We start from the raw sequence: 17,395 nt of genomic DNA, 5'->3' as shown, positions 1-17,395 counted from the left end.
AACTCCTCTATCATGAAAATAGAAATATATGAATAAGAAAAACTTAATAAAAGGAACAACTTTACCTATTGCCCTGTTTTTCTCTTTCGCCCTAATACCGACTTTCGGCAATCAAGGACAGGCTATAGCTGCTGTTGATATAGTTCAGCAACAAGGCATTATCAAGGGAACGGTGGTGGACGATAAAGGCGAACCGGTGATTGGAGCTAATGTTCTTGTTGTAGGTACTTCTGTCGGTACTATTACCGATATCGACGGTATGTTTAAAATCAATGCGAAAGCAGGGACGAAGCTGAAAGTTACTTTTATCGGATATACTGAGCAAGTGTTAGTTGCCAAAAATAATATGCGGGTGGTTTTATCGGAAGATGCTACCACTTTGCAAGAAGTGGAAATCGTGGCATATGGTGTGCAGAAGAAAGTAACCATGACGGGTGCTGTGGCAAGTGTTAAGACCGAAGCCCTGACACGTACTTCCATCGGTTCTGTCTCTAATGTATTAGGAGGGCAGATGGCAGGTCTGACTACCATTCAAACATCCGGTGAGCCGGGTGCAGATGCCGCAGAGGTTTTTATCCGTGGTAAAGCGACATGGGGAGATGCGTCTCCATTGATTCAGGTGGATGGTGTAGAACGTAGCATGAATGATATAGATCCCAATGAAATAGAGTCTATATCCATTTTGAAAGACGCTTCCGCCACAGCTGTGTTTGGTGTACGCGGAGCCAATGGAGTTATTCTGATTACTACCAAGCGCGGTAGGGAAGGAAAGGCACATATCTCTTTCAGCACTTCTGCTTCTATACAAATGCCTACTAAAATGGTGGAAACTGCTAACTCTTATGAATATGCTATGTTTTATAATCAAATGATAGCTAATGATACACCTGTGGGGGAAATACCAGCCAAGACATTCTCAGATGGAGTTATTCAAAAATTTCGGGATGGTTCTGATCCCCTGCGTTTTCCGAGTGTCAATTGGATTGATTATATTATGGGGGATGCTACTCTGCAGAGTCAGCACAATCTGAATATTTCCGGAGGTACGGATAAGGTGCGTTATTTTATCTCAGCAGGTGCTTATACACAAGGCGGACTTTTCAATGAGTTTAGTCTGCCTTATGGTATCAGCTATCAATATCGTCGTTTTAATTACCGAAGTAACTTGGATATAGACGTGACGAAAACCACTACAATCTCATTCAATGTGGCAGGAAACGTTAATTCATCCGAAAAGCCACGTACCAGCCAAGGATCATCCGGAATGGTTAAGAATATCTATTATTCAACTCCGTTTAGAAGTGCCGGTTTTGTAAATAATAAGTTGGTATATACTACTACTGACTCACAGTCTGACGGATTGAGCTTGCCTTTTGTCGGTGATGCAGATCCATTCACTTATTATGGAGGCGGAGCTGCCCATAGTGTCAACAATTCATTGAATGCCGACCTCATTTTGAATCAGAAACTGGATTTTATCACTAAAGGACTTTCATTTAAGTTAAAAGGTTCGTACAATAGCTCATTTACCATTAATAAGAATTTGTCCGGTGGTACGGAAATGACTTATACACCGGTATTACAGAGTGATGGGAGTGTAGGACTACGTCCGGTAGACGGTAGTAAATACACTGATGTGAGTTATGGAGTTTCTCGGGGACAGTCGCGTAACTGGTATATGGAAGCTGCACTGAACTATAATCGCTCGTTTGGTAATCACAACATAGGGGCATTAGTGCTTTATAATCAGTCCAAAGAATATTACCCAAAAGAATATTCGGATGTTCCGCGAGGATATGTCGGTTTGGTTGGACGTGTAACTTACGACTGGAAAAACCGTTATATGGTAGAAGCTAATATGGGTTATAACGGTTCGGAGAACTTTGCTTCGGATAATCGGTTTGCCCTCTTTCCGGCAGCATCCGTAGGGTGGGTGGCTAGTGAAGAAAAGTTTTGGGAATCTATCAAACCGGTAATAAGCTTCCTGAAACTACGTGCCAGCTTCGGTTTGGTAGGTAATGATAAAATCGGTGGCTCCCGTTTTATGTATACTGCCAATCCTTATCATGTTAATCTGAACGGTTATGTTAGTAATTCCGGTTATGGAAGCGGTAATCTTGCTCAGATACAGGGCTCTTATGGATACTTGTTCGGGCAAGGAGGACAAACTTCTACTGTTAGTTTAGGAGCACATGAGTGGGCGATTAATAATGCGAATGTGACATGGGAAAAAGCATTCAAGCAGAACTATGGTATTGATATCAACTTTTTTAACGACCGTTTATCTGCTACTGTAGAATATTACAAGGAACACCGTTGGGATATCCTTCTGCAAGACGGAACAGCTCCCGGTATGTTAGGTTTTACCCAACCTTTCTCTAATTTAGGGGAAGTAAATAACTGGGGATGGGAACTTTCGTTGAAATGGAACGATAAGGTCGGGAAAAACTTTCGCTATTGGGCGGGTATAAACCTTTCTTATAATCAGAATGAAATCATCGAGCGTAAGGAAGCTCCTCAGGATTACGACTATTTGTACGAGAAAGGACATCGTATCGGCTCACGCAAGCAATATGCTTTCTGGCGCTATTACGATGAACAAACACCGGTACTGTATGAACAGACATTCCATCGTCCGTTTCCGACTCATTCGGTTGTATTACAAAATGGAGATGCTGTTTATGTCGATTTAAATGGCGACCGGAAGATTGACGCAAATGATATGGGGTATGATTATGGATTTACGGATGATCCGGAATACATGGTAGGTATGAATCTCGGATTCTCTTGGAAGAATTTGGAAGTAAATACGCAATGGACTGGTGCGTGGAATGTGAGCCGAATGATTTCGGATGTGTTCCGTCGGCCATTTTTATCTAGTTCAGGTAATGTTGCAGGTGGTTTGCTTGCCTATCATCTGGCAAATACATGGACAAAAGAAAATCCGTCGCAAGATGCGAAATATCCACGTGCTACATGGAAGAACGCTGATAATAACTATGCAGAATCAACTCTTTATGAACAGGATTCCAAATATTTGCGTCTAAAGACTCTGACAATTGCTTATAATTTTCAATTCCCTTTGATGAAGAAATTGGGAATGAGTACTTGTCAGCTATCGTTCAGTGGCTATAATTTGTGGACTCTCACACCTTATTTATGGGGCGACCCGGAAGCAAGAGCTAGTAATGCACCTTCGTACCCGTTGACAAAGACATATACATTGGGATTGAAACTGGGATTCTAACAACAGATTTAAAATTTGATTATTATGAAACAAAAATATAAATGGTTTGTCGGAGTAATGATGGCAGGAGTGTTTGGTATAGGAACTACTTCTTGTGTAGACGAGATTAAGTTCGGTAACAGCTTTCTCGAAAAAGCGCCGGGTGGCTCTGCTACTCAAGATACTATATTCAACAGCGTCACTTATACCCGGCAATTTTTGAATACCTGTTATAGCCGCCAATATTATGGTTTGCCTTATGTAAATTCTTCTGTTGATGACTTTCCGGATTCTTCCAATCCCTATACAGGAAAGTTCGATGCATTGACTGATTGTTGGCAACTTCACTATTCGGGAACTACGGTTTATAACAGTTACTATAGTGGTACGCATACCGCTAATTACGGTATTCGTGGTGATATCTTCGGATATACTCGTGAAGGTGTCTGGCAGACTGTGCGGTGGTGCTGGCTGCTGTTGGAAAATGTAGACAGAGTGCCTGGTATGGGAGAGGATGAAAAAGTAAAGATGAAAGCGGAGGCGAAATGCCTTATTGCCGCTCGCTATTTTGATATGTTCCGTCACTATGGCGGATTACCGCTTATTTATGCTTCGTTCATGGGAACGGAGACCAACTATCAATTACCACGTGCTACGGTGGAAGAAACTGTGAACTATATGGATAAAATGCTGGAGGAAGCTATCGAATCCGGTGGTTTGAAATGGGCATATGAAGGAGCTGATTTTAATTCCGATAGTGGTCATTGGACATTGGCTGGGGCTATGGCATTGAGATGTAAACTATGGCAGTTTGCCGCTTCTCCTTTGTTTAACGACACTCAAGGATATGCTGGTGGACGTAGTGAAGCGGAACAGCAACATTTAGTGTGGTATGGAAGTAAACGTCCCGAATTGTGGAATAAATGTCTTGAATATTGCAGGCAGTTTTTCAATGCCGTAGCGGCAAACGGTTTTTATAAGTTACGGGAAGCAGCAGGCAGCAATCCTACTCCCACTGAGTATCGGTATGCTTACCGGATGGGGTACATCCTTTTGGATAGTCCTGAAGTATTACACTCCGTACGTGTAGCGGGCTATGAACGTCCGGGCGGGTCGACTACTTATATATGGCGTACTTGGTGTAACAATGGACGTAACTCTTATACTCCGACCCAAGAGTATGTTGAGATGTTTCCTTGGGCAGACGGAACCCCGTTTGACTGGAATGAGACGGAAGCAGAAGGCAGGCTAAACGATATGTTTCTGACCGGCGAATTTGCTGATGGAGAAAATACTCTTTCCAATCTTATATTAACCCGTGATCCGCGACTATATGAATCTGTCATCGTGAACAATATACCTCGAAATTTAGGATGGTCTTCTCCTAAAATGAGTGACTATCCATGGGAATTATGGGTGGGAGGTACGGATGCAAAGACAGCTCCTGTATTGGAAAATATGCGTTTTGCTACTGGATATGATAACATGAAATATTATTTGAGCGACAGTGATTATGAACGCCAACCTATCCATTGGGCATATCTTCGTTTGTCCGATCTCTTTCTGACGTATGCAGAAGCTCTGCTGCAAGCCGAAAATAATTTCACAGATGCTCTTTATTGGGTAAATGAAGTCCGCGCCCGTGTAGGCTTGGGTAAATTGGAGGAATGTATCCCGAATAAGAATCTGACGACTGATAAGGATGCTTTGTTAGAGGAAATACTTCGTGAACGTGCTTGTGAATTAGGCATGGAAGACAGCCGTTATTTCGACTTGATTCGTTACAAACGTGCAGACCGTTTTGAAAAGAAACTGCATGGCTTATTGATTTATCGTTTGGATGATGCGGGTAAGCGTATAGAGAAACCTTGGAGAGACGGAACTGATGAATTCGGAAAAAATGCCATTCAGCCTACGAGATTTGAATATGAAAGATTCGAATTGCATAACAGAGCACGTGTTTGGTGGACACAAGGATTCGATTCGAAATGGTATTTATCTCCGTTTCCTCAAAATGAAATCAACAAAGGATACGGTTTGATTCAAAATCCCGGCTGGTGATGAGAAACATGAGTAAAATTGATTTTAGAACAGTGATATGAAAAATAATAAAATGCTGGTACTGATTCTGTTGGTATCTTTGGGTATGCCGATAGGAGCGCAGAATATAGATAATAAAGGAAGAGTGTCTGGAGATTCCGTCACTGTGGATGTAGGGGCTAACCGGGTGTTCAGCCGCCACGAATCGACTGCGGCAGTCTCTACCGTTTATAATGAAGAATTTGATAAGAGGGCTTCAAAGAATATTTCTAACTCTCTTTTCGGACAGGGACTGGGATTGACCGCCTTGCAGAATGCGGGTAATTTTTCTAGTACGGAGCCTACTTTTTATGTACGTGGCCTGCAAAGTCTGTCTAGTAGTTCGCCATTAATTTTGGTAGACGGGTTGGAACGTGACATGAGCCTTGTGTCACCGGAAGAAGTAGAATCGGTATCTATACTGAAGGATGCCGCAGCAGTTGCGTTATATGGCTATAAAGGTATTAATGGAGCTGTTTTGGTAACTACCAAACGGGGAAAATACAATTCAAGGGAAATAAAGTTTACTTATGATCATGTAATCAACTTCCAGTCACGTCGCCCTGATTTTGTGAATGCTGCTACCTATGCCGAAGCTGTGAACGAGGCACGAGGTTACGAAGGATTAGATGTGCGTTATACCCCTCTTGAAATTCATGCTTTCCGTTATGGGAGAGTGAAGGGGTTGGGTGATCGTATCAATGCGCAATTACCTTATTTTTATCCGAATGTGGATTGGATTGACGAAACTTTCCGTGACATGGGAGTCTCTAATAAATATAATATAGAGTTTACAGGAGGAGGTAGTAAATTTCGTTATTATGCGATGTTAGGGTTGATAACAGATAAGGGATTCGTTGCCAATGCTAATATGAATGACGGTTATTCTACACAAGACAAGTATTCTAGTGCTAATTTGCGTACAAATTTGGATATTGACTTGACGAGTACCACTAAACTGAAATTAAATCTTCTCGGTTCACTGTCCGAATCAAGTCGTCCGGGAACTTCCAGTACGGATTTGTGGGATATGGTTTATTCGATTCCTTCCGCCGCCTTTCCTATACTATCGGATGACGGTTCGTGGGGAGGAAGCTCCACTTGGGCGGGTACGCTGAACCCGGTGGCGCAATCGCAAGGAGCAGCCTATAGCAAGGGACATACGCGTAGTTTGTTGGCGGACTTGACCTTATCACAGGACTTGTCCGGATTAATGAAAGGATTAGGTGTAAATTTCCGTTTGGCATACGACAACTACTCTTCCATTTGGGAAGATCACAGTAAGACATATGCTTATAGGGGATATACGCCTAGCTGGCAGGATTCAAGTGCCGGTGGTCCGTTGTATACAGTTGTTACGGGCGGTAAACCCAGTGAAATGGCGACCGGTGCCGATACGAATGATTGGGCACGTCAGTTCAATTTCTCCGGAGGTTTTGATTATAATCGTTCATTCGGAAAACATGATATTTATTCACAGTTGAAATGGGAGTATGAGTTTCGTGACACTTATGGAGTAAATACCAGTATCTACCGCCAAAATGTATCGTGGTATACTCACTATGGCTTCAATAAGCGTTATTATGTAGATTTGGCATTGGTCGGATCGGCTTCTAATTTATTAGCTCCGGGACATAAATGGGCTTTCTCACCTACCATCTCTGCGGCTTGGGTACTTTCGGAAGAGAACTTTATGAAAGCGTTTTCTTGGGTTGATCTTTTGAAGTTACGGGCTTCGTTTGGTGTGATTAATGCTGATTACCTACCTAAAGACGGTGATAATTCGGTATATAACTATTGGGAACAAATTTATACGACAACGGGTACACGCTATCTGTTTGATGTCGGTTATGGATCCAATTTCGGAACCACTTACATGAATCGATTGGCTACGTTAAACTCGACACACGAGAAAGCTTATAAATATAATGTAGGGTTGGATGCAACGATGTTCAAAGGATTGAATTTGACGATAGAAGGATATTATCAACGTCGGAAAGATATTTGGGTGGATTCTAGCGGTCAATATTCAACAGTACTTGGTATGGATTCTCCTTATGAAAACGCAGGTATTGTGGATAGCTGGGGTACTGAGTTCGGTTTGGATTATACGAAACGGTGGGGTGATTGGGTTGTTAATGTTGGAGGAAACTTTGCTTTTACCCGAAACGAAATCAAGGAACAACGGGAAGAACCGCGTTTATATGATAACCTGAAACGGACGGGACACCGGTTGAATCAGGTGTACGGCTTGGTTGCAGAAGGTTTTTTCAAAGATGAGGCAGAGATTGAGAGCAGTCTGGCACAGAACTTCAGTACGGTAGTTCCTGGTGATATCAAATATAAGGATGTGAACGGAGATAAGGTGATTGATGCTAACGACGTGACGGCTATCGGATACAGTACGGCTGCCCCGGAAATCTATTATTCTTTCCATTTGGGAGCCGAATGGAAAGGAATCGGATTGGATGCCATGTTTCAGGGGACAGGAAACTATTCTGCCGTCTTGAATACCAAGAGTATGTTTTGGCCGTTGATTAACAATACATCACTTTCCACACACTATTATGAAAACCGTTGGACTCCCGAAAACTTGAATGCAAAATATCCGCGTCTGAGCTCGCAGAGTAATGCCAATAATTATCAGACTAACACGATCTGGCTTGCCGACCGTTCGTTCTTGAAATTACGTAATGTGGAGGTTTATTATAAATTTCCCCAACATCTGATGAAACGGACAAAAATATTAGGTAGTGCTAAATTGTATGTACGAGGAGTGGATTTGCTTTGTTTTGATCATATCGACGTGGCGGATCCGGAATCTTACGGTGCGACAAATCCATTGACGAAGAGTGTGGTAGTAGGTGTTAAGATAGGATTTTAATCATTAAAAACGAGGTAAAGAATGAAACTGAATAAATTGATATATGGCGTTCTGACCATCTTCGCTTTTTCTTCTTGTGCGGATCAGATGGACTATTCAGAGTATAATCCTTATGACGCAGGTTATGTAAAGCGTACTTTTTATGATGTAGGCGGGTTGGTATCTAACATTTACCAATCACTAGACTCTGATTTTGGAAATTATAGTGGTGCTATTTTGGGTTCTGCTACCGATGAATCGCAATATTCTTATACAGGTAATGCCATTGAGACTTTTTACAATGGATCATGGAGTCCGGTGAATGCGCAGAGCAGTATGTGGACTTCCAGTTATAAAGCAATTGCCAATTGTAACAATTATCTGGAGGAATTTACAGGACTGACGTTCTCGGAGTATGAACAAATCTCCGATTATGAAGCTGAGATGTATCGCTATAATAATTATCAATATGAAGTTCGTTTTCTGCGGGCATATTTCTACTTTAATCTGGTAAGACAATACGGAGATGTACCTTTTACCGACCATGTCTTGTCAACTTCTGAGGTGAATACGCTTACACGTAAACCGGCTCAAGAGGTATTCGATTGGATTATTAAGGAATGTGACGAGATAAAAGATCTGATTATACCGGATTATAATAATTTGGGGGCTTTGGTTCCTGCCGGCGAATCAGCGGAAACAGGGCGAGCTAACAAGCGTACAGTATTGGCATTAAAAGCGCGTACGGCTTTGTATGCGGCCAGTCCGTTGTTCAATTCTCATCAGGAAGGTAGCCAAGAGTACAAGGAACTGTGGTATCGTGCAGCCAAGGCTAATAAAGACGTGATCGAGACTTGCGAAGAAGCAGGTATGAGATTGATAGACGACTACGAGAATTTATGGGATGCAAAGAGTTACAGTAGTGCCATCGATGAACTCATTTTCGGTTGTCGTGCCATACGTGCTACCAACTCTTTTGAAAAATATAATTTTCCTGTCGGGTTGGAAAACTGTCGAGGTGGAAACTGCCCTACACAGACATTGGTGGATGCCTATGAGTTGAAGGATGGTGGTGAAAGACCAGATAAAAAGGCGGATTATGATAAAAATAAACCTTATTACGAGGGGCGTGATCCTAGATTTGAAAAAACGATTGCTAAGAATGGTGATACAAAATGGCCGAATTGGAATGAAACTGCGTTAGAAACCTATCAGGGAGGTGCAAATGCTGAACCACTGAGTGGAGGAACGCCTACCGGCTATTATCTGAAAAAGTATTGTCAGACAAGTATTAATACGACGACAGCGAAGCCTACTACAGATAATCATACATGGATTATATATCGCTTAGGAGAGTTCTACCTGAATTATGCAGAAGCATTATTCAAATATTTAGGTACTGCTTACGCTACCAATAACGAATTTCCTATTCCTGCCAATGAGATGGTGAATAAAACTCGCCAGCGCACGAAGGTGAATATGCCTAAATTTCCCGCAGGCCTGAATAATCAGCTATGGTGGGAGAAATACCAGAATGAGCGCATGGTAGAGTTAGCATTCGAGGGACACCGTTTTTGGGATGTACGTCGTTGGAAGGAAGGAGACAAGCATTTCAGCAGCATTGATGAAATGAAAATATATAAGAGTGGGGATTCATATTCATATAGGCGTGTCACTGTGGATAGGCAATGGGATGATAAAATGTATTTCTTTCCTATTCCGCAAAGTGAAAAAGCCAAGAATCCTAATTTGACGCAGAATCCGGGGTGGTAGAACTAACCTCGGAATTGAAAAATGATTATTTAATACTAAAGACAGAATATGAAGAAAATATTATATACATTAGGACTGTTTGGATTGTTGACATTTGGAGCATGCTCGGATACTGATCCGGTAGTGGATGAAGAACCGGAATTTAATAATAATATTAAGGAAGAACCGTTGAAAGACCTGCCTACGGAGGTTATTACGGGAAGCCGTGCTATGTGGGTGAGCTATGACCCTATGTCTGAAACTGATCAACATAATGCCACAGGAATTTCTTCGGCGTTAGTTAGTTGGAGATTGCTGTTGACCGATCCGGAAAATATAGCTTTCGATATTTATAAGTCAGAAGATGGGGGTGAAGAAGTCAAGTTAAATGAAGAGGCGATAGCGAAGACTACTTGTTGGGTAGATGAGAATATTAATCCCGCAAAAACAAATTATTATCGGGTGACATTGGCTGGTCAAGAGGAAACAATCTGTGACTACACGTTTACTTCTGAGATGGCGACAAAATTCTATCGGGAGATTATACTAAGAAGTGATGTGCCCGATGCTGCATTGACATATGCTCCTGACGATATTCAATTGGGTGAACTGGATGGAGACGGAGAACTGGAAATTGTAATTAAGAGAGAGCCGTATGATGGAGCCAATCAAGGAGGATGGCGCAATGGAACCACTCTTTTAGAGGCTTACAAACTGGACGGTACCTTTTTGTGGCGTATAGACTTAGGTCTTAACATTCGTTCCGGCTCACATTATACTTCTTATATTTTATATGATTTTGATGGAGACGGCTTGTGTGAAATTGCATTCCGTTCATCTGAAGGAACTAAATTTCCTAATGGAAGAATAATTACCGATGCCAATGGGCTGGTGAATGATTATCGTTTGCGGGATACGAACGGTGTGGGGTGGTATTCCGGAAAAAGTCTGTATTCTACTGCCGGACTAGTTTTGGAAGGTCCTGAATACATTTCTATCTGTCGTGGATTTGACGGTTGTGAGATTACCCGTACTCCCAATATACCTCGTGGCCATGAGGACGAATCAAAGGTAGCGCGTGCCCAATATTGGAATTCTTATTGGGGAGATGACTACGGAAACCGTATGGATCGTTTCTTCATTGGAGCAGCTTATTTGGATGGTATACCTGATGAGACGACTGGTGTAAGAAAAAGTAATCCAAGTTTGATTATTTCTCGTGGCATTTATAAAAACTGGCAAGTGTGGGCACTTGACCTACAAGGAAACGAGTTGGTTAATCGTTGGAAGTTTGACACTGCCGACCATAGTGAGAAATGGCTGGCAATGTGTTCACATTCCTTCCGTGTGGCGGATTTGGATGATGATGGAAAGGATGAAATATTGTATGGTTCGGCTGCTATTGATGATGATGGAAGTGAGCTGTGGTGTACTGGGAACGGGCATGGAGACTGTTTGTATGTGGGACGGTTTATTCAGAATCCCCAGCAGATAAATCCATTATTCGGCAAACAACAGATTGTAGCTTCTTTTGAAGAGCAGGATACATATAGCACACAGGGATTAGGATATGCTTGTCAGGTGATTGATGCGAAAACAGGGAGCTTGATTGCCGGGCATGGAGCAGGTAAAAACGGGGATGTGGGACGTTGTATCGTAGCGGATGTAGATCCGGACAGTCCCGATTTTGAGTATTATTCGTCTTTACAGTCGGGAATGTATAGTTGCAGCAGTGGCCGTGTTGTCTCAACCGACTATCCGAAAGGGATTGGTAGTGGTGTGATGTACAATGCCGCTATTTATTGGAGCGGTCAACCGACAAGGGAAATGTATGACCGTGCTTGTATTGTAAGTTATAAGGGAAATCCGGATGTAAATAAAACGAATAAGAATCGTTTGGTATATTTCGGACACTATGGAAGTAATGACGGAAACCATGGAACGAAATTTAATCCTTGTTATTATGGAGATTTCTTGGGTGACTATCGCGAAGAAGTTATTTTAGGTTCGAACGATAATAGGTCTATCTATATTTTCTCTACTAATCATCCTACTACCCACCGTCTTCGCCACCTGATGACTGACCATACTTATGATATGTCTCAGGCTATGCAAAATATCGGATATAATCAAGGTACTAACTTAGGGTATTATGTTGGTGCGGAAACTTTGAAATAGAAGTGGATTTATAATTTTTTTATTAAGATAAGTCTTGCCATTTATTACTTCTGAGAGTTCGATGAAGTAATAAGTGGCAATTCTTTTATTTCTTCACATTTCACCATATCCCAACCTTGGAACTGAATTAATAATAGGTGAAGTGTCGTTCCAGTAGCCAGTTTCTTCACAACTTTATCCTTACTGTATTGTAACAGTTGTTGTCTTCCTTCTTCTGCCTGGGTTTCAAGCTCGGCATCGGTAGCCGTACGTGTAGCGTATTTCAGTTCCAGGATATAGCTGTGTTCTATATCGGAATAACGCATTTTGTCCGGCAACAGGAAGAAGTCACAATAACCATAGTTCATTTCCAGTTCCGGTTGTACGAGATAATAGGAAGCAATGGCAAGATAGGCTTTCAGGAAACCTTGCAGGTTTCTTTCCCCTTCTATTGCGTCACGTATGGAAGAGTTCTCCCGATAGGCGCGGGCGATGGTTTCGAAGAATGGTTTCCAATGACCGTCGAAGGCGAAATCATCTATCAGGTCTTTCAGATGTGAAAGATTCAGAGTATGGGCCTGTTGATAGTAGTCGCGTAAGAATCCTAGGTACTGCTCGCGTACACAATTGTTAGGTATGCACATTTTCAGACGGTCGCCACGGGTTCCGCACATGGTGAGTAAGCCATAATAATAGAGCAGGCTTCGGAAGTTCTCAATATCTGCTATCTTCTCTGACGGGAATGAGGTATGCAAGTCTACCAGTATTTCACCTTTTGCCGCTATTTCTTCGATAGTGCTCATGCGGCTTCCCTCATGAGTGTTATCGTGGTCAATGCGTGCCAGCATTTTCAGTTTACTGTAATCCGTACGGATATTCTTGTCTACCATGTTTTCGGGCGGACGTTGTTTTTGCACTTGAGAACTTAAGTAGTAGAGTGTCATATCGCAGTTAAATATCCGGTCGTCATTTAGACTCATTCGTGCAAAACAATAGTTATCATACCACGGTTTCATCTCTGTTATCATTGCATCTATATTTCCTGTTAACATTTCGTGAGTCTGATAATAACGGAACATTTCACGCACTTCAGATTCACTGAATCCCATCATTGCGTTGAATGTTTCGTCAGTCGATATATTCCAGTCAATATTATACCCGCTGGACAAATCATCCAATGTGATAGGGCTGACTCCCATTAGGAAAATCCGGTCGAACATACCTTTGAACTGCTTGAAGTATTCACGATAGAAGCCGCTGGCATGAGTCAGGTCATGGAACATTTTTTGCCCGTGTTCGCTCAATATGACATTGGTGAAGTTATCATATTCGTCGATTATCAGATAGAGGGGATATCCCTTTTCTTTGGCCTTTACTTCGATATACGATAATTTAGCTTTAGCGCTTTCAATACTTTCTACTGTTGGCTTGAAATCTTCATCATAATAAGATGCATATGCATGGGCAAACTGGTTGATGATGATACTGCAATATTCATTAAAGCTGCTCATCAAGTCTGCTCCCGGCAGAGAACAGCCTGCTTTTGAGAAGTCGAAGAAAAGGACTTGGTAATTGTTACGTCCTTTAGTCGGATGACTTCCTATCCATAAATCACCGAAATACTTGTCGAAGTTATCTTTCTGTGCTATGTCGTAATAAGTACGCATCATGCTTAGGAACAGGCTTTTTCCGAAACGTCTCGGACGAATAAGGAAAAGATAACTGGGCATTTCCTCGATAAGGGGCAAATACATGGTCTTATCGACGAAATAGAAGTTTTCGTTCCGCATCCGGTTGAAGTCGGATATTCCGTATGGTATTCCTTTCACTTGACTCATATTGACAGGCTTTTAATTTGTATAGGCAAAGTTAATCTATTCTGTGGAATAAATCAATGATTTGTGGTTGTATTATGGAAAGGTGGCTATTTGTTTTCGTACAAAGTAGCACTAGCTGTCCCCCAATCTATTAATAGAAAAGTTCTTATGCATTAAAGGTAAACTTCCTTTCCCTTACTACCAAACTTGCAATCAACTTATTGCAAACTATAAACGCAAGTTCCGTTTTTATAAATGAAGCCTTTGATTATAAAAACAAAGCTTGCATTTTTATAAACGGAACTTGCGTTTATAGTTTACTCTTAGGCAAACAAAACTTTAGGATTAACCCAAGAGAAGTTTGCAAAGGGGTAAGAGTAACTTTAGTATTAATAGATTGAGTGATAAGTAGCGTAGCCTTCCTTTATTATGCTTACTTCAAATATTTTTTCAACGGACAATCTGTCTTTTTCAGCCCTTCCGCAATACTTTTCGCGTTCATGTGCGCTCCTTTCAAAGAAGTGTGTGTATGGTCGTGGTTGTAGTAAGCCGCAGCTTTCTTCACACCTTTCTTTTCAAGTTTGTCAGCACTGATTTTATTTAGGTCGATAAAGTAAGCCCCCGTGGCTTCGGCAGCTTCCCGTGTCCATTTGCCGAAAGATTCCGTATTGCGTTCTATCTTCCCGTCTTTCCATTTGTTTCGTGGGGTATGGCTTAACACAATAGGGGTCGCCCCTTTTTCCTGAACGTCCCTGATAAACTTGCGGAGATACCAGCCGAAAGTATAAATAACTTGGTATTTACCTGTCTTTTCCATAAGAAAGACCTTGCTTTCATCTCCCGAACCACGTAATTCGGCACGGGCTTTCCCCTTGTTTATATCTCCTGCGTCGTTGTGACCGAATTGGATAAGTACGAAATCTCCCGGTTGCAAGGCATTATAAACCTTATCCCAACGGCCTTCATCCAGGAAAGTACGTGCACTACGTCCTGCCATGGCGCAATTTTCTACGGAAATCTTATCCGGATTGAACTCGTCAGCTATCACGCTTCCCCAACCCCACATTCCATTCTTATCTTTATCTTTATTCTTGACCGTGCTGTCGCCAATAGTGAACAATACCGGGCGGCCTTCCTTACGGCTGGAACCTGTCACGGTATCTTTTTCAACAGGTTTCAAATAATTGGCCAATTCCAGTCCTTCATACGCACGTATTCCGTCTGCGGCAGATTCGGCATTGACTTTGGCACCGAAAGCACTGGTATGGATACGGTCGATATAGAACATATATTTCACTTTCTCCTTGCCGAATTTCTCGAACTTGCGGGCAGTGATATCATTCAAATCAATGAAAGGAACATTCTGCTCTTCGGCAACCTGTTTCGCCCATAACCCGAAAGTCTTGTTGACACGTTTGACGATGGTGCTGTCCTTGTCTTCCCAAGCATTGCGCGGAGTGAGGGAGAACAGAATGGGGTGAGCGCCTTTCGCTTTCACGTCGCGGATAAAACGGCGCATATATTCGCCGTAAGTATATACGGTTTCTTTGACTCCGGTTTCTTTGATAGTCACGTTCAGCGTGTCGTTGCCGATTCCCGGAATAGAGGCACGGGCACGTCCGCTGTCATAAGGGCCGTTGTCATTATGTCCCAGTTCGATGATTACCCAGTCTCCGGGGCGAACGCCCTTGATTACATCCGGCCAAAGACGGTTGTAGAAAGTACGGCTGCTGGTTCCGCCCAACGCATGGTTCTCTACCGTAATCCGGTTCGAATCGAAATAATCGCCGGCATAATATCCCCAGCCCCATTGTCCGTTATTGCCGTTTCCTAAGGTTCCGGTGCGCATGGTGGAGTTTCCTACCAGAAACAATACAGGGTTATTGCCTTTGCGGCTCGAACCCGCTTCCGGTCTTGATGTACGTGCTTTGTTCAGGCTGTCCAGTGTATTGTCAACCACTTGGTTGACATCTTTCATGGGAGCAGCGACCTTATTCTGTGCCTGCATTTGCAGACTGCATGCGATGATTATCAATCCGCATGCATATTGGAACAACTTGTTTTTCATTTTCTGTTTTCTTTGAAATCCCTCACTGACCTGGTCGATACCTGTCAGTGAGGGAACTAACTACAAACTAACCTCTACTTAAAACCTAATGGGTGATTATTCTTAACCTTATTGAAAACTATCTTTATTTTAATTTGTAAATCTCCGTTCCGGCAAGCAGGAAACAACCTACACCGTAATCCTCAAAGTCGGGCACACTCTTGTAAGTAACGGGCTGACCGTCTTTGGGCTCCTTGCCTGTGCCTTGTACATATCCCAGGAATCCGTTCGGATGAACAGCATCTTTCACCATTGCATTCCATGCCTTTAAAGCAACCGGGAGATACTCCTTGCGGTCGAGCAGTCCGTTGCGGACTCCCCAAACCATTCCGTAGGCAAACAGTGCCGTGCCGGAAGTCTCTTTCCCGCCGAAGTTTGTAGGGTCATGAAGGCTGACATTCCAGAAACCGTCTTCGCGCTGGCACTTCTTCAATGCCTTGCTCATGGTCAGGAAGTCGTTGATATAATCCTGACGGTGTTTCTCGTCAGCAGGGATTTCATCCAGTACCCGTACCAAAGCGGCATATACCCAACCGTTTCCACGACTCCAGTAGCAATCCTCACCATTCGGCTCCTTATACGGCGGATTAAAATCCTGGTCGCGCCACCACAGACCGTCTTTCTGATTGAACATGCCCGTCTTGTCGTGCTGGCTGCGTGTATAATAATACATATCCCACATCTTGTCGTAGTACTTCTGCTCTCCGGTCATTTTGCCGAATTTGGCGAAGATAGGCATTGCCATTTGTACGGCGTCAATCCACCACCAGTCGTTTACTTGCGGAGTATTCACCACCATGTCGATGCTCGCCTTGATATTCCGAATCATGTTCGGGTCGGACGGACATATATTATATAGGTCGATATAAGTTTGTCCGCAACAGTGGTCGTCCGCGTTGCGGGTGGTGTTGCCGTTGCGCATTCCCCATTTGTGGAAGTCCGCCCAGTCATAGGCATAGCGGTAATAATCTTCGCGCGGGTAAATGCCGTATAAGGACATCAGTCCTTCGTAATAGACGCCCCGTGTCCAGATATTGCTGGGACGTACACGACCGTAGAAACTGGGAATGGTATAATCGGCATACTTTTTCATAAAGTAGTCGTTTACCTTTATAATAGTCTTTAACGTTTCCTCTTGTGCAGGCAACTCTTGTGCTGCGACCGGATGTACGGGCATCAGACAGAAAAGAAGTGTTACTGTAAAAAATGAGAGTAGTGATTTCTTCATGGTGCAATAGTTCTGTTTTATTAGTTCACTGTTTATAATAAATTCTAATCGCAAAGGTAAGGGACGTTCTTTTCTTTATCAATGGATTTTTGTGCATATAACTTTAAATTTGTTCACAAAGTGCCTGAAATCTGCTTTAAAAGTATATTTCTACATATATCTGTAC

At 42.6% G+C, this 17,395-nt stretch carries 8 protein-coding genes; 5 read left to right on the top strand and 3 right to left on the bottom strand.

The annotated features are described in order from the left end of the window. Positions 1-28: 28 nt before the first annotated feature. From AB5443_RS13235 to AB5443_RS13215, 5 genes are read left to right on the top strand one after another with little or no spacing between them, the layout of a single operon-like run. The gene (locus tag AB5443_RS13235; RefSeq protein WP_044655842.1) at positions 29-3,247 is read left to right on the top strand and encodes a TonB-dependent receptor; all 3,219 of its coding nucleotides are present in this window, start codon (positions 29-31) and stop codon (positions 3,245-3,247) included. A gap of 24 nt (positions 3,248-3,271) precedes the next feature. Then, positions 3,272-5,287: a RagB/SusD family nutrient uptake outer membrane protein gene (locus AB5443_RS13230; RefSeq protein ID WP_022138171.1), complete on the top strand. Its 2,016-nt coding sequence runs from the start codon at positions 3,272-3,274 to the stop codon at positions 5,285-5,287. A gap of 37 nt (positions 5,288-5,324) precedes the next feature. Then, positions 5,325-8,189 carry a SusC/RagA family TonB-linked outer membrane protein gene (locus AB5443_RS13225; RefSeq protein WP_277135433.1) on the top strand — a complete coding sequence of 955 codons (2,865 nt, stop codon included), beginning with the start codon at positions 5,325-5,327 and terminating at the stop codon, positions 8,187-8,189. A 21-nt stretch (positions 8,190-8,210) separates the two neighbouring features. Further along, entirely contained in the window at positions 8,211-9,941 is a 1,731-nt protein-coding gene (locus AB5443_RS13220) for a RagB/SusD family nutrient uptake outer membrane protein (RefSeq protein ID WP_044655845.1), read from the top strand. Positions 9,942-9,989: 48 nt separating this feature from the next. Then, on the top strand, positions 9,990-12,098 hold the full coding sequence (locus AB5443_RS13215) for a hypothetical protein (protein WP_277135434.1): 2,109 nt from the start codon (positions 9,990-9,992) through the stop codon (positions 12,096-12,098). Positions 12,099-12,142: 44 nt separating this feature from the next. On the opposite strand, the gene AB5443_RS13210 is transcribed toward AB5443_RS13215, so the two are convergent. The 3 genes from AB5443_RS13210 to AB5443_RS13200 all read right to left on the bottom strand — a co-directional run bounded on the left by AB5443_RS13210 (position 12,143) and on the right by AB5443_RS13200 (position 17,229). Further along, on the bottom strand, positions 12,143-13,915 hold the full coding sequence (locus AB5443_RS13210; RefSeq protein WP_277135435.1) for an ATP-binding protein: 1,773 nt from the start codon (positions 13,913-13,915) through the stop codon (positions 12,143-12,145). Positions 13,916-14,327: 412 nt separating this feature from the next. Beyond that, positions 14,328-15,902: a rhamnogalacturonan acetylesterase gene (locus AB5443_RS13205; RefSeq protein WP_277135453.1), complete on the bottom strand. Its 1,575-nt coding sequence runs from the start codon at positions 15,900-15,902 to the stop codon at positions 14,328-14,330. Positions 15,903-16,086: 184 nt separating this feature from the next. After that, complete coding sequence (locus AB5443_RS13200; protein WP_195663079.1) at positions 16,087-17,229, bottom strand: glycoside hydrolase family 88 protein; 1,143 nt, start codon at positions 17,227-17,229, stop codon at positions 16,087-16,089. Positions 17,230-17,395: the final 166 nt, after the last annotated feature.

It is taken from the genome of Bacteroides sp. RTP21281st1_H5_RTP21281_210402, assembly GCF_040918965.1.
GTDB lineage: Bacteria > Bacteroidota > Bacteroidia > Bacteroidales > Bacteroidaceae > Bacteroides > Bacteroides congonensis.
This window is presented reverse-complemented; position numbering and strand designations above follow the sequence as displayed.